The organism is Sphingomicrobium sp. XHP0239, from assembly GCF_039555325.1.
GTDB lineage: Bacteria > Pseudomonadota > Alphaproteobacteria > Sphingomonadales > Sphingomonadaceae > Sphingomicrobium > Sphingomicrobium maritimum.
Genome location: NZ_CP154608.1, coordinates 1,738,563 through 1,760,469 on the forward strand (window position 1 = coordinate 1,738,563; position 21,907 = coordinate 1,760,469).

General features: G+C 64.2%; 15 protein-coding genes. 8 read left to right on the forward strand and 7 right to left on the reverse strand.

The window, feature by feature from the left end:
- Positions 1-58: 58 nt before the first annotated feature.
- Genes pstB through phoB form a run of 3 tightly spaced genes read left to right on the forward strand, consistent with a single transcriptional unit; the run spans position 59 to position 2,245 of the window.
- Positions 59-814 (forward strand): phosphate ABC transporter ATP-binding protein PstB, encoded by a 756-nt coding sequence (gene pstB / locus WJT74_RS08900; protein ID WP_343348149.1) that lies wholly within the window; start codon positions 59-61, stop codon positions 812-814.
- Positions 807-1,526: a phosphate signaling complex protein PhoU gene (gene phoU, locus WJT74_RS08905; RefSeq protein WP_343343857.1), complete on the forward strand. Its 720-nt coding sequence runs from the start codon at positions 807-809 to the stop codon at positions 1,524-1,526. Before pstB ends, phoU begins: the two co-directional genes overlap by 8 nt.
- A 20-nt stretch (positions 1,527-1,546) precedes the next feature.
- Positions 1,547-2,245 (forward strand): phosphate regulon transcriptional regulator PhoB, encoded by a 699-nt coding sequence (gene phoB / locus WJT74_RS08910; RefSeq protein WP_343343860.1) that lies wholly within the window; start codon positions 1,547-1,549, stop codon positions 2,243-2,245.
- Here the strand turns inward: phoB and WJT74_RS08915 are convergent, their stop codons facing one another.
- Positions 2,246-2,764 carry an ester cyclase gene (locus WJT74_RS08915; RefSeq protein WP_343343864.1) on the reverse strand — a complete coding sequence of 173 codons (519 nt, stop codon included), beginning with the start codon at positions 2,762-2,764 and terminating at the stop codon, positions 2,246-2,248.
- A gap of 104 nt (positions 2,765-2,868) precedes the next feature.
- Between WJT74_RS08915 and rlmB the strand changes: the two genes are divergently transcribed.
- Both rlmB and WJT74_RS08925 read left to right on the forward strand, forming a co-directional pair.
- Positions 2,869-3,621: a 23S rRNA (guanosine(2251)-2'-O)-methyltransferase RlmB gene (gene rlmB, locus WJT74_RS08920; RefSeq protein WP_343343867.1), complete on the forward strand. Its 753-nt coding sequence runs from the start codon at positions 2,869-2,871 to the stop codon at positions 3,619-3,621.
- Positions 3,622-4,239: a DNA-3-methyladenine glycosylase family protein gene (locus WJT74_RS08925; RefSeq protein ID WP_343343869.1), complete on the forward strand. Its 618-nt coding sequence runs from the start codon at positions 3,622-3,624 to the stop codon at positions 4,237-4,239. It begins immediately after the preceding gene.
- On the opposite strand, the gene WJT74_RS08930 is transcribed toward WJT74_RS08925, so the two are convergent.
- Both WJT74_RS08930 and WJT74_RS08935 read right to left on the reverse strand, forming a co-directional pair.
- Positions 4,236-5,498 (reverse strand): hypothetical protein, encoded by a 1,263-nt coding sequence (locus tag WJT74_RS08930; RefSeq protein WP_343343871.1) that lies wholly within the window; start codon positions 5,496-5,498, stop codon positions 4,236-4,238. The genes WJT74_RS08925 and WJT74_RS08930 overlap by 4 nt on opposite strands.
- A gap of 43 nt (positions 5,499-5,541) precedes the next feature.
- Complete coding sequence (locus WJT74_RS08935) at positions 5,542-6,237, reverse strand: pirin family protein (RefSeq protein ID WP_343343872.1); 696 nt, start codon at positions 6,235-6,237, stop codon at positions 5,542-5,544.
- A 152-nt stretch (positions 6,238-6,389) separates the two neighbouring features.
- Here WJT74_RS08935 and WJT74_RS08940 point away from each other — a divergent pair, with 152 nt between their 5' ends.
- Positions 6,390-6,635: a hypothetical protein gene (locus tag WJT74_RS08940; protein ID WP_343343874.1), complete on the forward strand. Its 246-nt coding sequence runs from the start codon at positions 6,390-6,392 to the stop codon at positions 6,633-6,635.
- Here the strand turns inward: WJT74_RS08940 and WJT74_RS08945 are convergent.
- The 4 genes from WJT74_RS08945 to WJT74_RS08960 form a co-directional block, all read right to left on the reverse strand.
- A complete protein-coding gene (locus WJT74_RS08945; protein ID WP_343343877.1) occupies positions 6,632-8,362 on the reverse strand; it encodes a calcium-binding protein in 1,731 nt (576 codons plus the stop codon). The two genes, WJT74_RS08940 and WJT74_RS08945, sit on opposite strands and share 4 nt — an antisense overlap.
- Positions 8,363-8,432: 70 nt before the next feature.
- On the reverse strand, positions 8,433-8,999 hold the full coding sequence (locus WJT74_RS08950) for a hypothetical protein (protein ID WP_343343879.1): 567 nt from the start codon (positions 8,997-8,999) through the stop codon (positions 8,433-8,435).
- Between the two features lie 436 nt (positions 9,000-9,435).
- Complete coding sequence (locus WJT74_RS08955) at positions 9,436-14,076, reverse strand: beta strand repeat-containing protein (RefSeq protein WP_343343882.1); 4,641 nt, start codon at positions 14,074-14,076, stop codon at positions 9,436-9,438.
- Positions 14,077-14,442: 366 nt separating this feature from the next.
- A complete protein-coding gene (locus WJT74_RS08960) occupies positions 14,443-17,835 on the reverse strand; it encodes an Ig-like domain-containing protein (RefSeq protein WP_343343884.1) in 3,393 nt (1,130 codons plus the stop codon).
- A gap of 373 nt (positions 17,836-18,208) precedes the next feature.
- Between WJT74_RS08960 and WJT74_RS08965 the strand changes: the two genes are divergently transcribed.
- Complete coding sequence (locus tag WJT74_RS08965; protein ID WP_343343886.1) at positions 18,209-19,795, forward strand: TolC family protein; 1,587 nt, start codon at positions 18,209-18,211, stop codon at positions 19,793-19,795.
- Complete coding sequence (locus WJT74_RS08970) at positions 19,792-21,897, forward strand: ATP-binding cassette domain-containing protein (RefSeq protein ID WP_343343889.1); 2,106 nt, start codon at positions 19,792-19,794, stop codon at positions 21,895-21,897. The genes WJT74_RS08965 and WJT74_RS08970 overlap by 4 nt, the downstream gene beginning before the upstream one ends.
- Positions 21,898-21,907: the final 10 nt, after the last annotated feature.

A 21,907-nucleotide genomic window follows, 5' to 3' on the forward strand; every position in this document is an offset into this window, starting at 1 on the left:
CAATCCGCGCATCGACGCGGAGGGCGACACCCGCTCGGCCAACGTCGACGGCAACCAGATGCCCAAGATGAGCGCCGAGAACGTCCACGTCTTCTACGGCGCCAAGGAAGCCATCAAGGGCGTGTCGATCAACATCTTCGAGGACAAGGTCACTGCCTTCATCGGCCCGTCGGGTTGCGGCAAATCGACCTTCCTGCGCTGCTTCAACCGCATGAACGACACGATCGACGTGGCGCGGGTGCAGGGGGAGATCGAGCTGGACGGAGAGGACATCAACTCCGCCGCGATGGACGTGGTGCAACTGCGCGCCCGCGTCGGCATGGTCTTCCAGAAGCCCAATCCGTTCCCCAAGTCGATCTACGACAACATCGCCTACGGTCCCAAGATCCACGGCCTCACCACGAACAAGGCGGAGCTCGACGATATCGTCGAACGATCGTTGCGCCGCGCTGGCCTGTGGGACGAGGTCAAGGACCGGCTCGAGGACAGCGGCACCGCCTTGTCGGGCGGGCAGCAGCAGCGGTTGTGCATCGCGCGCGCCATCGCGGTCGATCCCGAAGTCATCCTGATGGACGAGCCCTGCTCGGCGCTCGACCCCATCGCCACCGCCAAGATCGAGGAACTGATCCACGAACTGCGCGGCAAATATGCGATCGCGATCGTTACCCACAATATGCAGCAGGCGGCCCGCGTGTCGCAGCGCACCGCCTTCTTCCATCTGGGCGAGCTCGTCGAATATGGCGAGACCGGTCAGATCTTCACCAACCCCGCGCAGCAGCGCACGCAGGATTACATTACTGGTCGCTATGGCTGACAACGATCCCCAGCAAGACGAGAGCTACATCTCGGCCCACACACTCAAGGCCTTCGACGAAGACCTCGATCAACTCCGCGCGCTCATCAGCCAGATGGGCGGCCTCGCCGAACATCAGATCCGCGAGAGCATGCGCTGTCTGACGCAACGCGATCTCGAAGGCGCGCGCAAGGTCGTCGAGGACGACATCAAGATCGACGAGCTGGAGCGGGAAACCGAAAAGCGGGCGATCGAGACCATCGCGCTTCGTGCGCCGATGGCCGGCGATCTGCGCGACGTGGTCGCTGCGCTGAAGATCGCCAGCGTCGTCGAGCGGATCGGCGACTATGCCAAGAACATCGCCAAGCGCGTTCCGATGGTCGAGGAATCCTCGCCGATCGCGCCTCTGTCGCTGATGCCCGAAATGGCGCGCATCGCGACCGAAATGGTGCACGACGTGCTCAACGCCTTCCTTGAACGCGACGCCGAGACGGCGGTGCGGGTCACCCGCCGCGACCAGGCGGTCGACGATTTCTACAATTCGATCTTCCGCACCTTGCTCACGCACATGATGGAAGACAGCCACACGATCGGCCCGGCGACGCAATTGCTGTTCGTGGCCAAGCATATCGAACGGGTCGGCGACCACGCCACCAACATCGCCGAGATGGTCTATTATGCCGCGACCGGCGGCCGGATCGCGGACGTGCTGCAGGCGGACGACAACATCTAGGCGAAGGAACGGGGACGAGCATGTCGGACAAGAAGTTGCTGCTGGTCGAGGACGATCGCGCTCTCGCCGATCTCGTCACCTATCATTTCGAACGCGCGGGCTATGACGTGACCCGCACCGGCGATGGCGAGGAAGCGTTGATCCTCTCCGAAGAGATTACCCCCGACCTCGTCATCCTCGACTGGATGATCGAGGGTATCTCGGGCATCGAGGTTTGTCGCCGCCTGCGCCGTCGCCAGAATACCGCGAACCTCCCCATCATCATGCTGACCGCGCGGGGCGAGGAAGACGACCGGATCCGCGGTCTGGAAACCGGCGCCGACGATTATATCACGAAGCCGTTCAGCCCCAAGGAACTGGTCGCGCGCGCAGGCGCGGTCCTGCGCCGCGTGCGCCCGGCGCTGGCCGCCGAGCAGCTCGAATATGCGGGTATCGAGATGGATCTCACCGCCCACCGGGTGAAACGCGACGGCAAGTCGATCCAGGTCGGCCCCACCGAATATCGGCTGCTGCGCCATTTCCTCGAGAACCCGGGCCGAGTCTTTTCGCGCCAGCAACTCCTCGAAACCGTCTGGCCCCACAGCGAGGATATCGAACTGCGGACCGTCGACGTGCACATTCGCCGCCTGCGAATCGCCTTGAACGAACATGGCGGCCCCGACCTCATCCGCACCGTGCGCGCTGCGGGCTACGCGCTGGATGCCGAGGGCGCGCGGTAGCTACTCTTCGCGTTCGTACCGCGTCCCGCGTGGCTGCGGCAGTTCGACGTCGTGTCGGTGGTTCCACACCTCGACGATCTTGCCGTCTTCATCGAACCGGAAGACATTGATGATCGCGACCCGATCGACCGGCTCGATACCGGCCGCTCTTCCCATTTCGGATATAGTGTCCAGACTCACCCACCAGCGCGTCGCGACCCTGTCGCCCTCTGCAATCTGATAGTCGATCTCGCCGGTCAGATCGCCGAAGCCATGAAACAGGTCCGCGACATTCTTTTGCTCGATCGCGGCTTCGGTCACGCCCTTTCGTTCGCCGACGTCATGGACGACATATTCGTCGGCCATATAGTCGCGATACGCATCGGTATTGTCGCTGAACCATAGGTTCTCGTAGAACTCGCGGGCCAGACGCTTGTTGCGTTCGAGCCGCGGCTCCGCCTGCACGACGAGCTTGTGATCGACCGCGATAGCGGACAGCGGCGATGCACCCGAAATGGCGATGGAAAGTGCAAGAAACATTCGATTGCCCCTCAACGATGTCGGATACTGAACATTAATCGATTGATTTATGTTAGGCAACGGCCGCGCTTGAAACTGAAACCGGTTCCGCGCATGAGGCCGCCATGGCACGCAAACGCAAATCGAAGCGCGGGGACAATCCCAACCGTCCCCGTTTCTGGGGCAAGCATGCGGTCGCCGCCGCGCTCGACAACCCGGATCGCAAGGTTCTCAAGGCTTGGGCGACGCAGGAAGCGGTGAACTTCATGCAGTTCCCGCCCGAGGTCCAGGTGGTGCGCGCCGAGGTGACCGACCTCGCGCGGCTGGTCCCGTCGGACGCGCCGCATCAGGGCGTGGTCGTCGAATGCGAACCGCTCGAAGACATCTGGCTGGGCGACGTGCTGGCGGAAGCGGACGAGGACGCGATCCTGCTGGTGCTCGACCAGGTCACCGATCCGCACAATGTCGGCGCGATCCTCCGCTCGGCGGCGGCCTTCGGAGCGACCGCGATCATCACGCAGGACCGGCATGCGCCGCCCGAAGGCGGGGCGCTGGCCAAGGCCGCGTCGGGAGCGCTCGAGACGATCCCGTGGGTGCGCGTCGTCAACCTCGCCCGCGCGATGGACGAGATGGCCGACGCGGGCTTCTGGAAGATCGGTCTGGCGGGCGAGGCCGACACGACTCTGGCCGACGCGCTGGGCCCCAAGCGGGTCGCGTTGGTGCTGGGGGCCGAGGGTTCCGGCATGCGCGCCAATGTGCGCGACCATTGCGACGCGCTCGCCAAGCTGCCCATTTCGGACGCGATGGAAAGTCTCAACGTCTCCAATGCGGCTGCCATCGCGCTCTACGCCGCGGCAACCGCGCCCAAAGCGGGCTAGATGGTCCTCACTCGCGAGACGCTCGACCGCGAGATCGACGCGCTCGCCGCGATCGAACCCGCTTTCGGTGACGTCGTCGCGGCCCACGGTCGTCCCGCACCGCGCGTGCGCCCGACGGGCCATGTGACGCTGCTCCGCACCATCATGGGGCAGCAGGTCAGCGTCGCCGCCGCCGACGCCATGTGGGCCAAGCTCGTCGCGCGGTTCGGTGAGGATCCCGATCTCGAGGCGCTGGTCGCCGCCGACGACGTCTCGCTGCGCGAGGCCGGCCTGTCGCGGCAGAAGGCCGGCTATGCACGCAGCCTCTCGCGCCTCGTCCTCGATGGCGACGTCGACTTCGCGGACCTGCCCGACGACAATGAAGACGCCATTGCCGAACTGACGAAGATCAAGGGCATCGGCCGCTGGACCGCCGAAATCTACCTGCTCTTCAGCGAAGGCCGCCCCGACGCCTTCCCCGCGGGCGACCTGGCGGTCCAGATCGAGCTGGCGAGGATCCTGGACCGTGACGAGCGCCCGCCGGAAAAACTCGTTCGGGAGTGGGCGATGCCCTGGTCCCCGCATCGCGGTGCCGCCGCGATCCTCGCGTGGCATTCCTACATGGCGCCGCCGCTCTAGGCGGGTTTGAGAACCGCATCGCGAATGAGGCGCGGACCCGTGTCGATCCGCAGCGGCGCGAGCCGCCCGTCGCTGCCGCCGCTGCGGCCCACGAAATAGAGCTGGGTTTCGACGTGCATGCTTTCGCCGCCCCGGCCCATCGCACGGGTCAGCCGCAGCGCGAGGAGCGGCGCGGCGATCTTCCGGTCGCCGGCCTGCAACAACCGCACGTCGCCGATCGCGCGACGCGCCCGCCCTTGGAATTGCACCGATCCACCGGGACTGAGTTCGGGCAGTGCTGCGCCGCCGCTGCTGCCGGGCGGTCGATCGAACAATGTGGCGACGGCTTCATCCTGGTCGGGGCCGGCGTTCACCAATCCCCCGTCGACCCGGACCTCGAACGCCGCGCCGCTGCCCGTATTGCGTAACTCGACCTGGTAATCGAGCCAGATTTCCTCCTCGTCCACCGCCGCGCGCACCGGCGTGACGCGCATCGCGATCTGTGGGCGCAAGGTCGTGGTGACGATCCCTACCGGTGCTGCCGACGCGGCTTTGGCAGCGGGCGGCGGACTGGGAGGAGCCGCAGCGCGCGGTGCGGGCGGTTCGAGGTCGGCAAGCGGGTTGGAACGCTCGAACGGTTCGGGACGCACGGGGGTGGGATCGGATTGCGGAACCGGCGCAGCGGTCGCGACGGGCGCCGCCACTCCCTGTCCGCGCCGGCGGAACGCCATCCAGGCCGCTCCGATCGCGATCAGCGGAAGAAGAACCAGCAGCCACCATCCGGGCGCCGATGCCTCGGTTCCGAGGTCGCTCTGGTCCAGCGGGCGGGGCGCGATGGCGCCGGGATTCGTCGCGACAGGCGCAGCCTCGTCCACAGCGGTGGCGGCAGATGCGGGAAGATCGACGTCCGGAGCGGCGCCGGTCGCTGGCGGCGCGCTCGGAACGGTGACGGTCGGCCCGCTCTCGCGCGGCGCGATGGTGATCGTGCGCGCGGGAGGCGGCGGGGTCGTGCCAATATTCTCCCGCGTGGGCGCGGCGGCGGGTGGCGGGGTTGCGGGTTCGGCGGGGGCAGGCCGCGGCGGCGTCGCGGGCGCTTCTCGCGGGTCGCGGCCGAGCTGGAAGTCGCGCAGTTGCTCCGGCCCCACGACACGATCCTCCCCCCGCTGGTCGGGCGGAGGAATGGCGATGACGTTGCCGGGCGGCGTTGCGGACGCCGGGAGGGAGAGTGTGAGCGCGATCCCCAGCGGGACGATGCGCCCCGCGAGCGAGGATAAGGCCATGACGAGGCGCTACATTTCAGCCTTTTCCCCGCGTGGCAAGCGACTAGGCGGCGTCGACCAGCACCAATTCGACGTCCTGCTCCAGGGCGTCGATCACCAGCGTCTCTTCGTCCTTGACCGCGATGCCGTCGCGCGCCTGCGCTTCCTTGCCGTTCACGCGCACCGGAGCGGAAGGCACAAGGTAGAGATAGCGCCCGGCCTCGACCGTATATTCGATCGTCTCGCCCGCTTTCAGCGTCGCGCCGAGAACCCGCGCATCGGCATTGAAGCTCAATGCGCCGTCGGCGGGATCACCCGATGCCAGAAGCTGGAACGCGCCCGCGCGCTCGTCCTTGGGAAACGGCATCTGACCCCAATCGGGCTGGGCGTTCGGACGCGCCGTCTCGATCCAGATCTGGAACAGCGTCGTCTCCTCGTCCTCGAGATTGTATTCCGCGTGCCTCACCCCCGTACCCGCGCTCATCACCTGCACGTCGCCCGCAGCGGTGCGGCCCTTGTTTCCCATCGAATCCTGATGGCTGATCGCGCCGGTGCGGACATAGGTGATGATCTCCATGTCGCGGTGCGGATGCGGGGGAAACCCGCTCTTCGCCGCGATCCGGTCGTCGTTCCAGACACGGATCGGTCCCCAGCCCATGCGTTCCGGGTCGTGATAGTTGGCGAAGCTGAAATGATGGCGGGCGTCCAGCCAACCATGGTCGGCGTGGCCGAGGCTCTCGAAAGGACGAATATCGATCATGCGATCAAGATGGCGCGATCGCCGGGACGTTCAAGAAGGCACATCGTTGTGACCCGGCGGGACGCCTGCACACCCCGCCACCCACCGCCGCGACCTTGCCAACCGCGGCCGCGCTGCCCATGTGCGGTGTCGAGAAACGAGGAATCCAACCGATGAAGAACGACCTGACGCTCACGACCATCGACACCGTCGACAAGGACAAGCAGGCGCACGTCCGCGCCAAGCCGCTGCCGATCATCAAGGGCCCGCACGAAGGCGACGTGAACTGCGGCGGGTGCGGCACCACCATCGCGCAGGGCGCCGGCCCTCAGGTGATCCACGCCTTGTTCCAGACCGAACAAGAACTGGTGTTCGAATGCACCTGCGGCGCGCTCAACCTGGTACCGCGCGAAGCCTAGCCGAATTCGGTCGCCAGTCCGCCCAGATCGGGCACGGGAGCGACCATGACGTCGGGGACGACGCCGGAACTCGCCGTCGTCGGCGCGACCAGATCTGCGGCGTCGAACTGCGATTCGCCCGACAGGAAGATCTGGAAATCCGCATCGGTGAACAGGCCGTCGCCATCGCTTTCGAAGATCAGCACCCCCCCGTCCTCGGTCTGGTAGAAGGCGTACCGAACTTCATTCTCGCCTGTCGACCCGGGCGCTGCCGCGTTCGCAGCGGCGAGGCTCGCGAAATTCCCGAGGAACGTCAGCGATTGTCCGTCGAAGGCGCCGCTCACGTCGATGTCGTCGACCCCGGCTTCGAAATCGCTGATCGTATCCCGTCCGGCGACCCCGCTGCTCGCGCCGAGCGTTTCGAACAGGAAGACGTCCGCGCCTTGGCCTCCGGTCAGGACATCCGCACCCTCGCCGCCTTCGATAAGGTCGCCGAAGGCCGTTCCCACAATCTCGTCGTCGCCGACGCCGCCCGCCAGCACGAGCGCGCGGCCGATTCCGCTGGCATCGATCTCGCTGCCCTGATCGCCGAACACCGCGAAAGCATCAAAATCCGATGCGTCGAACAGTCCGCCTAGGATGATCGACACGTCCTGCTCGATTTCCAGCGATTCCACGCCACTGACGACTGCCAGCTGCGATTCGCTAGCCAACGTGGTCAGCAGCAGCCGGTCGAACCCTTCGCCGCCGATCACCCGGTCATCGGCGCCGAGAAAGCCCTGGAAGAAGAAGCTGTCGTTGCCCGTCCCCCCGTCCGCATAGGTCGGGGCGTTGTTGTAGACGAAGAAGGTGTCGTCGCCCGCTCCGCCGAACAGCGCGTTGATCCGCGACCCGTTCGAATTGAGAAAGTCGTCGCCCTCGCCGCCATAGGCGAAGTCGCCGCGCCCGTCGGCGGCACTGCTGCCGGTCCACAGTTCGTCGCTGCCCGCGCCGCCCCGCACGATATCCCCGCCGCGATCGTTGTCGGTATCCAGATAATCATCGCCCGCACCGCCGATCAGCTCGAGCCCGTAGGCCGAGACGTCGGGATAAGCGAATATGAACGCCTGCGTGCCCGCCTCGAACGCGCTGGCATCGACAACCAGCAGCTCGCCCTGAGACGGCGCGTTGGAATCGTTGAGGTCGAAGGTGAACCGGGTAACCCCGTCGGCGGCCGTCAGGTTGATCCGCTCGAAGCCCGTGACAGGCGAGCCGTCCGGGACCGAAACGTTGCCGGTTACCAGTGCCTCGAGCACATCGTATCCGTCACCGCCGTCGATCGGCTGCGTCCCGTCGAAGCCGGTCACGGTGGCAACGCCGTTGCCACCATCGGTCGCCGGCAGAGCGCTCGGGCTTGAGCCGATCACGGTATCCCCGAGAACGAAGGCGTTGAGATCGCTGTCGAACGTCAGCGTTCTGGCGTCCGTCCCGCCGTCGAACGTAATCGCGGTGGCCGCGGCGCCCGCGGGAATCACGAGCGTCGCATCCGGTCCGGTAAGCGTCACGACCGTGCCAAGCACCGACACCTGATAATCCGCAGCCGATCCCGGCAGGTTGATCGTGTCCCCGCCGGTATTGAAGCTCGAATTGAGCTCGACCCGGCCCGACACCACCGTGACGACCTCGTTCGCCGCCGTCGTTCCGACGACAAGCACGTCGCCGCCGACGATGACGTCTTCACCCTCGTCCACCAAGATCAACCGCGCCATGACGCTCTCCTATCGACTCGTTACTTCATGGACCAATGTGCGGCATGAGGGGGGTACTGGCAACACGACCCTAGGAAAGCTCGCCGCCGAGCGTGGGGAGGTCGATCGCGATCGGAAGCGAAATCGGGCCGATTCCTCCTCCGCCCGCAGGACTTCCACCCGTGCCAGACCCGACGTCGCCGACCACGTCCAGACCGCCCATGCCCCCGTCCATCGACATGAGAAACGTGTTGAGATCGGCGTCGCTGGTCGGCCCGGACAGGGGCGCAGGCGTCGTCCCGATCGCGACCCCGTCGAGCTCGAACCGTCCGTCGGCACTGTCGAACACCAAAGTCCGCGCATCGTCTCCGTTCGAGAAGGAGACCGTGTTCGCGAGGTCGCTCGTCGGGATCGTGACCGTCGTGCCCGCCGTGGGGTTCTCGAAGATGATCCGCGCGCCCTCTGAGCGGACGGTATAATCCTCTGCGTCACCCGGTAGGCGGATCGTGTCCCCCCCGGTCGTGAAGGAGGAATTGAGCACGACGTTGCCCGCGACGATCGTAATGGTTTCGCCGCCAGCGGTGGTGCCGATCACCTCGACGTTGCTGCCGCCGATGATGACGTCCTCGCCTTCTTCCAGCAGAATAACGCGTGCCATGATGGATTCCCCTTCGGTTTGGTATGAGAGCTCCGTGGTCGCAGTCCTCGGAAGCGGGTTCAACCCGGTAACGCCGGAAAATGGGTGGGGTTCGCGAGCATTGAACGCCGCGCGACGCACGAGCACGCGACGGTACCGGGGCCTGGGCGAGATCTTTCCGCGCTGCTCGTCCGACTAAGGCGCCGGCTCGATCCGACGCTCGCGGATGGCCTGTTCCCGATGACCACGTCGAACACTATGGCCAATTATCGCGATTGAGCTGCGAGCGATGCGAAGGCGCTGCCCTCATCGCCCGATAGATTTACGATTTTCCGCAGCGAGCGCGCCGGCGCTCCGCCACGAACGATCCCAGCATCGCGATGCCTCAAAAGGAAAGGGCCCCCCGCTTTCGCGGGAGGCCCTCGCCTTACTGATCGTCCGGTGGACGAAGCTGGCGTTAGCCGAGCTCCGAACCGAGCGAACCCATGTCGAACGGGCTGACCATGACGTCCAGACCTTCCGGCGCCATAGCGAGCAGTTCCGGATTGCCATCGTCGTCCGAACCCGGCGCACCCGCACTAGCGGGCACAAAGTCACCCGGTCCGGCAAGGTTGGCCGCGTTGAACGCCGCGACACCATTCAGAAGGATCTGAATGTCCGCACCGCTGATGTCACCATCGTCATCCACGTCGATGTAGAGGATGTTGCTCGAGGTGTCGTAGATCGCCTCGATAACACCGTCGCCACCCGTGATGGAGCTTTCGACTTCGGCGAAGCCATTCACGTTACCAACGAACTCGATGTCGTCAGCCTCGCCGTCTCCGTCCAGATCGATGAAGATCTGATCGGTCGCACCGAGGTCCGTGATCGTGTCGCGGCTCGTAGCACCGAAGCTCTGGCCCTGATCATCGTAGTAGAAGATGTCACTGCCAACGCCACCGGTCAGCTGATCCGCGCCGTTGCCGCCACGGATCACGTCGTTCCCGGCACCACCGTTGATGACGTCGTTCCCGTTGTTGCCGTCGATGTAGTCGTTACCGCCACCACCGAGGAGCGTGTCCGCACCGGCACCACCAACGATCGTGTCAGCATTGTTGCTTCCGGTCACGTTGAAGGCGAGGTTCGAACCCTGACCACCGAAGGCCAGGCTCTCGTTCGCGGAAAGACCCGAGGCCGTCACCGAGAGCGGTCCGTCGAAGTCGGCCACATCAAGCGCCGAGCCATCAACGAAGACCGTACCCGACGAACCCGCCGAGGTCGCGGTATTGTCCGTGGTGATCACGATATTGTCGACGTTGACGATGTTGGACAGGTCGGCCATCGCACCGCCTTCGAAGTCGAAGGTGATGGTGGTGTTGCCTTCGCCGCCCTGAACGGTGTCGCCGTCAAGCTGGCTTGCGGTTTCGAAGTCGACGATGATGTCGCCTTCCGCTTCCGAAGCATTGATGAAGTCGTTGCCTTCACCCGTCACGATGGTGAGATCGTTGTCGAAGCCCTGGCCGACCGTGATGTCGTCATCCGTGTCAGTGCCGACGATCGTGTCGATCCCGGCCTGAGCCGCACGCGACCCGACCGTGACGCTGTCCGTATCATCGGTCAGCTGCACGATTTCCACGTCTTCGATATCGATGAACGCATCGTCCTCAAGGTCGCCGCCGGTCACCGCGATGATGTCGCGACCGCCGTTACCGTCGAAGTCGACAGTCGAACCGGCATCGTCACCGTCGATCGCGAGAACGTCGACACCCGAGCCCCCCGTGAAGTTGATGTTGTTATCAACCCCGACGTTCAGCTTGTTTACGACCGTCCGCGACGCACCACCGGTGATGTTGAACGTATAGTCGTTATCGGGAGTGTTGATCTCGATCACGTTGGTGTCGTTCACATCGGTCACCGCGGAGGTGTCGATGTTGATCGGCGTGACGCTGGTTACCGACCCACCCGTGAAGGTGAGCGTGTTGACCTGCGCAGCATTCTCGTTCGCTGCCGTCGCGGGATTGTCGGTGATGCCGTTGCCGAGGAACGCGTAGTTTTCGACATTGGTAACATTCGACAGGTTCACGTCGGCATCGATCGCCGTGTTGCCCACACCGCGGACGTCGAGCAGGATGGTGTCCGTTCCGGCACCGCCATTGATGACGTCATCGGTCCGAAGCTCCGAACCCTGCGCGATAACGGTGTCGTTTCCGCCGTTCAGCGTGACGTTGTTCACGCCGCTGTTCAGCAGAACCGTGTCGGCTCCGGAGCCGGTGATGACGACGTCGTTGCCGCCCGCACCCTGGAAGCCGGTGTCGACCGTCAGACCACGCGAGAACGCCGAGGCGTCGACGCGATCGTCAGTGCTACCCGCCAGAACCACGGAGGTGATGCCGGTTTCGACCGCTTCCGCACCGAGCGTAAAGTTCTCGGCAGCGCCGCCATTCTGACCGCCAAGCGTTTCGACGTTCGTCACGTTGGTGAGGTCGGCATCGACGAGCACACCGTCGGTCCAGAACTGATCGACGCCGTCGCCGCCATCGTAGCTGTCGCCGGCATCGAAATCGCCGTTGGTGAAGAGGGCGTCATTGCCCGCACCGCCGAAGACCCGGTTGTCGCCGCCATCGGTGGCTACGAAGGTGAAGGTGTCGTTGCCAGCTTCACCGTAGAGGTCGTTGTCGCCGCCGTAGGTATCGATGCTGTCGTTGCCGTCACCGCCATAGGCGATGTCGGCAAGGCCGGCTTCACCGCCGACGTCGATATCGTCGTCACCACCGTTACCGTAGATCACGTCGCCACCGATGCCCTGATCGGACCACAGCGAGTCGTCACCTTCGCTACCGCGGATGAGGACATTGTAGTCCTGCGAGCCCGCATGGATCGAGACTTCGTCCGCATCGGCGTCCACGGCCGTCGCGTCGATCTCGAGGACCCCGCCTTCGGAAGGCGCATTGCCGTCGTTCAGGTCGAGATGGAAGGCACCATCACCCGAAAGGGTGACCAGTTCGAAACCGCTGAATTGGAAGGTCGAGTAATTGGCGAAGTCGAAGATGTTGAGCGTATCGCTGCCCTCACCGGCGTTCAGCACGTCAGAGCTGAACAGACCGTCGACATTCACGACATCGTCCGAGTCACCCAGATCGACATTGTTATTGCCGCCATCGACGTTGACCGTCAGCGAGCCGTCGAAGTCGGTCGCGTCAAGGTCGGTCGAGTCAGACGAGTCGAGACCCAGATTGACGACTTCGATACCAGCTTCGAGCGCTTCTTCACCGAGGACGACGCTCGAACCGTCGGTCGCCGACAGAACGGTGACACCTTCGAAATCGGTGAAGTCTTCATCGTCGATGTCGTCGTCGTCGGTAACGACCGTGTCACCGTCGTCGCCGCTGAGGATGACGGTCGGCGTGTCGCTCAGATCGTCGATCGAGACCACCGTGCTACCAACGTGTGCGCTGGCATCGAGGACCTGAAGCGTTCCGGGCAGGTTGCCGAGGAACAGGTCGCCTTCGCCAAAGACGTTGAGCGTGGTGATGTCGGAGTCGAGGCCGTCGATCTCGCTGTCGCCTTCGACGTTCAGGTTGATCGTTTCGACACCCGCCGACGAGTCGCCGTTCAGACCACCGATGGTGATCGTGCCGGGGTTGGCATCGTCAACGGTCAGATTGACCGTCGTGTTGCCGGCCAGAACGCTGTCCTGGAAGTCGACAAGCACGTTGGCCGAGTCCGTCACATTGTCGACAACGATGTCGACAAGGTTGGTCAGCTGGTTGAACTCGACGTCATCCGAGCTGTTCTGCGTGATCACGGCTTCGAGACCGACGCTGCTCGACAGATCGATCGTGACGGTTTCACCCGAATCGTTGGTGACGAAGAGGTTCTCGACCTGGTCGAGAACGAACGCACCATATTCGATGTCGCCGGTGCCGAAGATACCGCCGCCCGAGGCCTGCGAGTCCACGAAGAGACGCAGTTCGTCGTTATCGCCACCGTTCGGATCGTCGATGCGGTCGCCGGCGCCGAGCTGGTTATTGCGGGCGATGTAGATATCATCGTCCTGCGTGCCGCTGATGCGGTCGACGCCTTCGGTCAGCTGCGTGGTCGTGCCGATCGACGTGCCGTTGACCGTGATGGTCAGCGTGTTCGTGTCGGTGTTACCCGCCGGGTCGGTGACCTGGTAGGTGACGACAACGTCCTGGCTCTCACCGTCGTTCAACGGCTGATAAGCAGCGTTCGACGCGTCGAGCGTGTAGGTGCCATTGGGGTTCAGCGTGAAGCCGGCCGGCGCGGCGCCAACCAGCGTGAAGGTCAGCGGCTGACCTTCGGGATCGGTCGCGTCGTCCGCGAGCGTGCCCGAGATGGTCGTGTCTTCGTCGCCTTCGTCGGTAGCGGCCGTCGCAACGGGATCGCTGTCTTGGCCGTTCACGGTGACTGTGGCGGTCGCAATGTCGCTATTACCAGCCTCATCGGTAACCGTGTAGCTGAACGTCACTGTCGCAGTTTCGCCCGGGTCAAGTTCGGCATAGGCCGCATCGCTCGTGTCGAGCGTAAACGTGCCGTCATCGTTGAAGGTGAGGCCCGCAACGTCGGTGCCGTCGACCAGTTCGAAGGTCAGATCGTCCGCGTCGGTGTCGACGTCAGTGTCATTCGCACCGACATCGCCCGAAAGCACCGCATCTTCGTTGACCGAGAACGTGTCGTCATTGGCGTTCGGCGCGAACGTTTCGACGAAGCCGTCGGGACGTACCGCAGTGTCCTGGTTCGTGATCGGCTGACCATCGAGTTCGAAGCGCCCGTCGACACTGTCGAACACGAGCTCGCGCGCGTCGTCGCCGCCCGAGAAGGTGATGGTGTTGGCGTTACCCGACGCCGGAAGCTGGATGGTGTCACCGGTCACCGTGTTGGTGAAGATGATCTGCGCGCCTTCCGAACGCACTACATAATCCTCGGCGTCGCCGGGGAGATTGATCGTGTCGCCGCCAGCGGCGAACGAGGCGTTCAGGACTACGTTGCCCGAAACAATGGTGATTTCCTCACCGCCGGAAGTCGTACCTACTACTACGATATCATCGCCACCGACGATGATGTCTTCGCCTTCTTCCGTAAGAATAACCCGTGCCATAATTTACTCCTTTTGCCCCTCAGTTAAGAGAGTATGGGTGTATCATAATTTTGTCGCGCGGTCTGTCCGTAACGGAAAGCCGCGCGCGACGCAAACCGAAAACTCTGTTGAAATTAGTCTTGTAGGCCGGTCTCCGTCAACAATCGTTCGGGTGTGTCACCACCGCAACAATCGGGCATCAGACAGGACCCGCGCCCTCCCCGAAACGTTCGCTCACGGTCGGACGATATGTTCAAAGCCTACCCCCTCGATGCGATCGCTGAAGACGCCGCTATGTGCGCCTGAAGGTGACAATAAAAGGTTACGCCCAATAAAAAAAGGCCCCCGTCGTTCCCGACGAGGGCCTTCTTTCCATCTGGCGATGACTTAACCCAAGAAGAGGGTCTCGTCGGCCATCGGGGCAACCGCAGCGTCACCGCTACCGGTGTCGAAGATGAAGTTCTCCGTGCCCGGACCGATCGCGTCCTCGGCCTGCTGCTCGTTGAAGATGATCGCGCCATCTTCGACCGAGTTGAGCAGGACGATCTCGCTGACGACACCGTTGAGGTTGATCGCGATCTGGAGATCGTCGGCCTGGCCATCACCATCGAAGTCACCGCTGGCGAACGCCACGTCCGACGGATCGTCGACCAGGAAGGTCAGCGTGTCGTCGTCACCGAAATTGTCGATCGCGACGTTGTTCGCCACCGTGCTGTCGTCGGTGAAGTCGAACGCACCGTCATCGCCGTCCTCGGTGAGGAGGAACTGCGTGTTGGTGTCGCCGTCATCGTCCTGATCGGCCGACGCCGGCGTAGAGGTGCCTTCACCCGGACCACCGCTGTTGTCAGTTTCGGGAAGCTCGTCACCGAACAGGAAGTTGTTCGTGTCGGCCCCGATCGCCGCTTCGGCAGTCGTTTCGTCGAATACGATCGAACCCGGAGCAACCGCGTCCAGCAGGAAGACTTGGCTGACCACGCCGCCGATGTTGACCGCGATTTCGACGTCGTCAGCAAGACCGTCACCGTCGAAGTCGCCGCTGGCGAACGCAACATCGCTCGGATCGGCGTTGAAGGTGATCGTATCATTGTCACCGAAATTCAGAACTGAAACATTGTTCTGAAGATCCTGATCGTCCGTAAAGTTGAACGCACCGTCGTCCGCATCGAGCACCGCGCCGGTGACCGCACCGTCTTCGCGAATGGCGAAGCGTGTGGCGTTATCATTGTCATCATCGACGTCGAGACTGATGAAGTCGAACGGGTCCGGGTCTGCAGCAACCGTCACCGTCGCGGTCGACGAGGCAGTACCGCCGTTGCCGTCCGAGATGGTGTAGTCGATCACCGCGTCGCCCTCGAAACCGTCGTTAGGCGTGAAGGTGATCGTGCCGTCATCGTTTATGACCACGGTGCCGTCGTCCGAAGTGGCGGCGGTGACCGTCAGATCATCGTCATCGTCGGGATCGGTGTCGTTCGCCAGCACGTCGATCGTGACCGCGGATTCGAAGTCCGCATTCGCAGTGTCAGCATTTGCCGTCGGCGCATCGTTCACGCCGGTCACCGTCAGCGTCACCGTCGCGGTGTCGCTGTCGCTGTCATCATCGCCACCGTCGGCATCCGAGAGGACATAGTCGAACGTGTAGGTCTGCGTTTCACCCGCGGCGAGCGACTGGTAGGCCGGCGCCGAGGTGTCGAGCGACCACGTGCCGTCCGCATTGAGCGTGAAGGCCGGCGGAAGGACCGAGCCGTCCGCAAGCATGACCATCACGTCGCCGCCGTCGGCATCCACATCGTTGGCCGTCACGTCACCGGTCACTACGCCGCTGTCTTCGGTCGCAGCGTATACGTCGTCGATAGCATCAAGCGCATCAACAACCGGATCCACGGTGACCGTCAGCGTCGCCGTATCGGTCAGCTCACCGTCGCTCACCGTGTAGGTGATCGTCGCCGTGCCGTTGAAGTCGGCCGCCGGCGAGAAGGTCAGCGTACCATCTTCATTGATGACAACCGTACCCTGTGCCGGATCGACCGTCGCAGAAGTGACCGTCAGGTCATCGCCGTCACCGTCCGAATCGTTGGCAAGAACGTCAACGGTGACATCGGTGTCCTCATCGGTGTTGGCCGTATCGTCGACCGCAATCGGTGCGTCAGCAACCGGATCGACCGTGACCGTCAGCGTCGCCGTATCGGTCAGTTCACCATCACTCACCGTGTAGGTGATCGTCGCCGTGCCGTTGAAGTCGGCCGCCGGCGAGAAGGTCAGGGTACCATCTTCATTAATTTCGACCGTACCCTGTGCCGGATCGACCGTCGCAGAAGTAACCGTCAGGTCATCGCCGTCACCGTCCGAATCGTTGGCAAGAACGTCGACGGTGACATCGTTGTCCTCGTCGGTGTTGGCCGTATCATCGACCGCAAGCGGCGCATCGGCAACCGGATCGACCGTGACCGTCAGCGACCCATCGGTGGTGTCGGTGCCATCCGAAACGGTGAAGTTGATCACCGCATCGCCGTTAAAGTCGGCGTCGGGCGTGAAGGTGATCGTGCCATCATCATTGATGACGACCGTACCATTGTCCGAATCAGCCGATACGATCGTCAGATCGTCGCCGTCCGCATCCACAACGTTACCGAGGATGTCGATTTCGACAGCAGTGTCTTCGTCGGTGTCAGCGTCGATGACGCCGGTGACGTCCGGAGCGTCGTTTACCGGGTTCACAGTGACCGTCACGGTGCCGGTGTCAGTTACCGTGCCGTCGCTCACCGTGTAGGTGATCGTCGCCGTGCCGTTGAAATCGTCGGCGGGCGAGAAGGTGATCGTGCCGTCGTCGTTGATCTCGACCGTACCCTGCGCGGCCGGGACTGTCGCAGCAGTAACAATCAGATCATCGTCCGCATCGGCGTCCGTGTCGTTGGCAAGCACGTCGATGGTAACATCGGTGTCCTCGTCCGTGACGGCGGTGTCGTCGACCGCGACCGGCGCGGCGTTGTCGGTCACGCCGTTGATGACGATCGTCAGCGTCCCGGTCGAGCTACCCGTGCCGTCCGAAGCGACGAAGTCCACGGAGAGGGTCCGCGTCTCGCCATCGTCGAGATCCTGGTAGCCAGGCTGGTCGGCATCGAAGGTGAACGTGCCGTCCGAGTTGAACGTCAGGCCCGCCGGCGCCGTGCCGACAAGCGTGAAGGTCGGCGTATCGTCCGGGTCGACCGCGGTGACGCGGCCCGAAACGTCCGCATCTTCGTCGACCGTGATCGACGTATCCTGCGCGATCGGCGGGATGTTGATGTCGATCACGTCGAGATCGTCATCGTCATCGTCGCTCGACAGCAGCAGAACGCCGCCACCGATGATGAGGGCCGTCAGACCAACGGCGAGGAACGGGCTGACCGTGTCGTCGTCGTCGTCGTAATAACCGTCGTCGTCATCGTCCATGTCCTGCGCCGCAGCGGCGTCGACGATGGCTTCGACTTCGGCGAGCGTTTCGGCGGCGACATCCTCGTCTTCCGCGTCGCTCTTCTCGTCTTCGTCCTTGTCTTCCTTCTTGGCCGTCTTTTCGTCGGCCTCGTCTTCGGCTTCGACGTCGCCCTCGACGACGGCTTCTGCCTCAGCGGCTGCCACACTGGCCGCCGCGAGAGCCGCGGCCTGCGCCGCGATTTCCGCCTGGCTCGGGGCCGGCGCCTGCGTTTCGGTTGCGGTTGCGGTTTCCGTCGTTTCTACGGTGTCCGCAGCTTCCGCACCGCTGTCTGCATTCGACGTATCAATCGATCCCACAGCGTCGGTCATTTCAATCTCCCTTTTATACTCTTACGTATTCATCGAGCTTTCAGTCCCCGTTAGGAAAGGCAGAAATGCCCAATCCCTCCCGTTCCGAGTGGACTTGGCGCCCACTCCTACAGGTCATGACAGGTTCTTCAAGCCGTAAATTTGCAATGTCGTTTCGTCTCCGGGTGGAATGGTCGCAACGCGCGATGATCCGAAAAGTCTCAAAGTTTCTGCGGTTTTGGGAACCTGTTGCGAAAGTGTCGCGCCCCGTTCGCACCCGAAAAGGAACATCCTCTTGGAATGCAAAGGTTTCCGTGCCATATGCCCCGGCCGGGCTGGGGACCCGAAACCGCCGCCTTCACCTTAGTCGATTATAGAAGAAGGGTTATCCGCCTTGCCGATTGCCGCTGTTCGTTCCGGCGCTGCCCCCAACCGGATCCTCCGTCCGTTCCTCGCCCGTACCGGCCTCGCCGTCTTGCTGGCGGGCGTCGCGGCGAGCGCTTTCGCGCAGCAGGTGCCGGACCAGCCCGTGCCGCCGCCCCCGCCGCTCACGCAGCCCACCCCGGCCCCGACACCGCCCGTGACGACCCGGCCGGTGCCGGACGGAACGGTGTCCGACCGCCCGCTGCTCGACCGCCCGTCTTCGCTCGACGATCCGGCAGGCACGCTGGCGACCGACGGCGAAGCCGCGATCGATGTGACCGCGCAAGACCCGCTCGCCGCCGACGTCGCTGCGGGACAGCCTTCGGTCTACGGCCCCATCGACACGCGCACCGACGTCGCCCCGCTCGAGGTCGTGCCCTCCGATGCGCCCGGCGTTCCCGTCCGGCTCCAGGACGGCGCCATTTCCGCGCTGTCGAGCTTCCCCGCGCTGCGCTCGGCCCGCGCCAACATCCGCGCCGCCGACCTCGAGGTCGATGCCGCCAAGTGGCTCTACGGCCCCAGCGTCACCGTCGGTGCCCTTACGCGCGGTGTCGGCGGGGTCAGCCCCGAATTGACCGTCACCCAGCCGATCTATTCCTTCGGCCGCATCGAGGGGACGATCGAACGCGCCAAGGCCGTCCGCAATTTCGAGGCGACCACGCTCGGCGAACTGGCCGAGAACGTCCTCCTGCGCCTCGCCGAGAACTATTACGAGATCGTCCGTACCAGCCAGGTCATGGATGCGCTCGAAGTCAGCATCGCCGAACATCAGCGTCTGGTCGAAAGCATCGGTCGCCGCGTCGACCGCGCCGTCAGCCCCCGCTCTGATCTGGAGCTGGCCGACGCCCGCCTCGCACAGGTGCGTCAGCAATATGCGCTGGTCACGGCGCAGCGCTACGCCGCGCAGGAACGCTATCGCGAACTGACCGGTCAGCCGAGCGTGCCGACCCCGCCGTTCGACCCCTATAATCCGCAGGTCCATCACCCCAGCCCCGAAGATGCGATCCAGCGCGCGGTCGCCTGTTCGCCGACCATCGACCGACTGGGCGCCGAGGCCGAGATCGCCGAGGCCGATCGTCGCATCGCGGGCGCCGCCATCTATCCCCAGCTGGGCGTGCAGTATCGCTACGACGAGTTCCGCGGCAGCCAGCTTGGCCTCTCGGTCCAGGCGAGCAGCCAGGCGGGTCTCCAGCCCTTCATCGCCGCCGACGCGGCCCGTGCGCGGGTCGATGCCGCGCTGCTCGAGGTCAACGTCGCCGAGCGGCAGGTCCGCGAGGCGCTCATCCTCGATCTCGTCGAGAACCAGTCCTCGCGCGGCCGCATCACCTCGAGCGCCGCCGCCTCGACCGCGTCCGAAGCCGTCACCGACAGCTACCTGCGCCAGTTCGTCGCGGGGCGCCGCACGTGGCTCGATGTCATGAATGCCGTGCGCGAAGCGTCGAATGCGCGTATCGGGTTGGTGGAAAGCGAAGTCAGCGCCATGTCGTCGGCGGCGCGCATCCGGATACGTACATGCGAGTGGCGGCCCTATCCCGCCCTCCAGGAGGTTCAAGAATGACTCTCACCCTGCTGATCGAAAAGCTGGCCGCCGCGCAGGGCGCCGACCTGTCGCCCAACTGGCGGCTCGAGCTCGGTGACGAGGACTTCGACACCATGTCGCCCAACGGCCTCTATTATAACGAGGACGGATTGTACGCGCTCGCCCGCGCTGCTGGCTGGAAACCACCGGTCGAAATCCGCGGCCGTCCGCGACCCAACCAGTTCCCGTTGTTGATGCTGCTGCCCGAAAAGGGCTGGGTCATCGCCGAACAGTGGGAAAGCCTCGACAGCGTCCGCACCAGCGGTCCCGCGGGCTCGCGCGTCATGCTCGTCCCCGAAGGCGCCAGCTTCTATTCGCTCAAGATCCCGCAGCTTCGCGACCGTACCGGCGGCCAGCGCGCGATCGACGTCTTCTGGCGTGCCCTGCTTCTTCGTAAGGGCATCTTCGTGTCGGCCGTCGTCGCGACCGTGATCGTCAACCTCATCGGTCTCGCCACCGCGCTCTTCTCGATGCAGGTCTACGACCGCGTCATTCCGCGTGGCGGCTTCTCGACCCTTTACGTGATGACCGTCGGCGTGCTGATCGCGCTGGCGCTCGACTTCCTCCTGCGCACCACGCGCAGCCTGATGATCGAGCGCGAGGCGGCGAAGATCGACGCCGAAGTCTCCGAATATTTCTTCGCTCGTGCCCAGGCCGTGCGCCTCGACGCGCGGCAGGGCGGCATCGGCACGATGGCCTCGCAGATTCGCGGCTGGGAACAGATTCGCGGACTGATGAGCGCCGGCTCGATCTTTCTGATCGCCGACCTGCCCTTCGCGCTCTTCTTCATCTTCGTCATCTACGCGATCGCCGGACCCCTCGCCTTCGTGCCGCTCGTCAGCTTCCCGCTGGCGGTGATCATGGCGCTGATCTTCGCGCGCCTGATCCGCAAGGACACGGCCCGTGCGCAGGTCTCGGGCAACCGCAAGAACGGCATGCTGGTCGAAAGCCTCGATGCCGCCGAGACGATCAAGGCCAACCGCGGCAACTGGCACATGCTTGCCCGCTGGAACCAGCTGATGGACGAAGTCCAGATGCACGAAGATCCGGTCAAGCGGTGGAGTTCGATCGCGACCTCCATGTTCACCGCGCTCCAGCAGACGACCTATGTGCTGATCGTCGCGGCCGGCGCCATCCTCGTGGCGCAGGGCGACCTCACCGCGGGTGCGCTGATCGCCTGCGCGATCATCGCGGGCCGGGTCAACGGACCGCTGGTGGCGCAGCTTCCCAACCTTCTCGTCCAGTGGGGCTATGCGCGTTCCTCGCTCAACGGTCTCGACATGCTGATGCAGCTGCCGCTCGACCAGGATCCCGAGGTCGAGGGCCTTCGCCCCGAGAGAATCGACCCCACCCTCAAGCTCGAGAATGTCGCCTTCGCCTATCCGGGCGTACGCACCGGCATCGAGATCCCGAAGTTGCAGATCGAGGCTGGCGACCGCGTCGGCATCATCGGCGGCATCGGGTCGGGCAAGTCGACGCTCCTGCGCGTGATGGCGGGGCTCTACGCGCCCGCTCAGGGCAACGTGCAGGTCGGCGGTCTCGACCTCGGTCTGATCGCGCCCGACGTTCTGCGCCGCCACGTCGGCTACCTGCCGCAGGATACACGCCTTCTGAACGGCACGCTGCGCGAGAACCTTCTCATGGGCCTGTCGGACCCGGGCGATGAAAAGCTGATGGCGACCATCGACAAGGTCGGGCTCGGCAACCTCGTCGCTAACCATCCGCACGGCCTCGACCTCATGATCCAGGAAGGCGGGCGCGGCCTGTCGGGCGGGCAGCGTACGCTCGTCAACATGGCGCGCCTGATGCTCGCCAATCCGGCGGTGTGGCTGCTCGACGAGCCGACCTCCAACCTCGATCAGGTCACCGAACAGAACCTCCTCAAGACGCTGGCCGAGCTTTTCGGCAGCGAGGCGACCGTGGTGCTCGTCACCCACCGCATGAAGCTCCTGCAGCTGACCAAGAAGCTCATCGTCATGGCGAACGGAAAGCCGGTCATGATGGGCCCGACGCAGCAGGTGCTCGAGAAGCTCAAGAGCCAAGGGGGCAAGTCGACCAAGCCGGTACGACTCGCCAGCTAAAGGACGAACG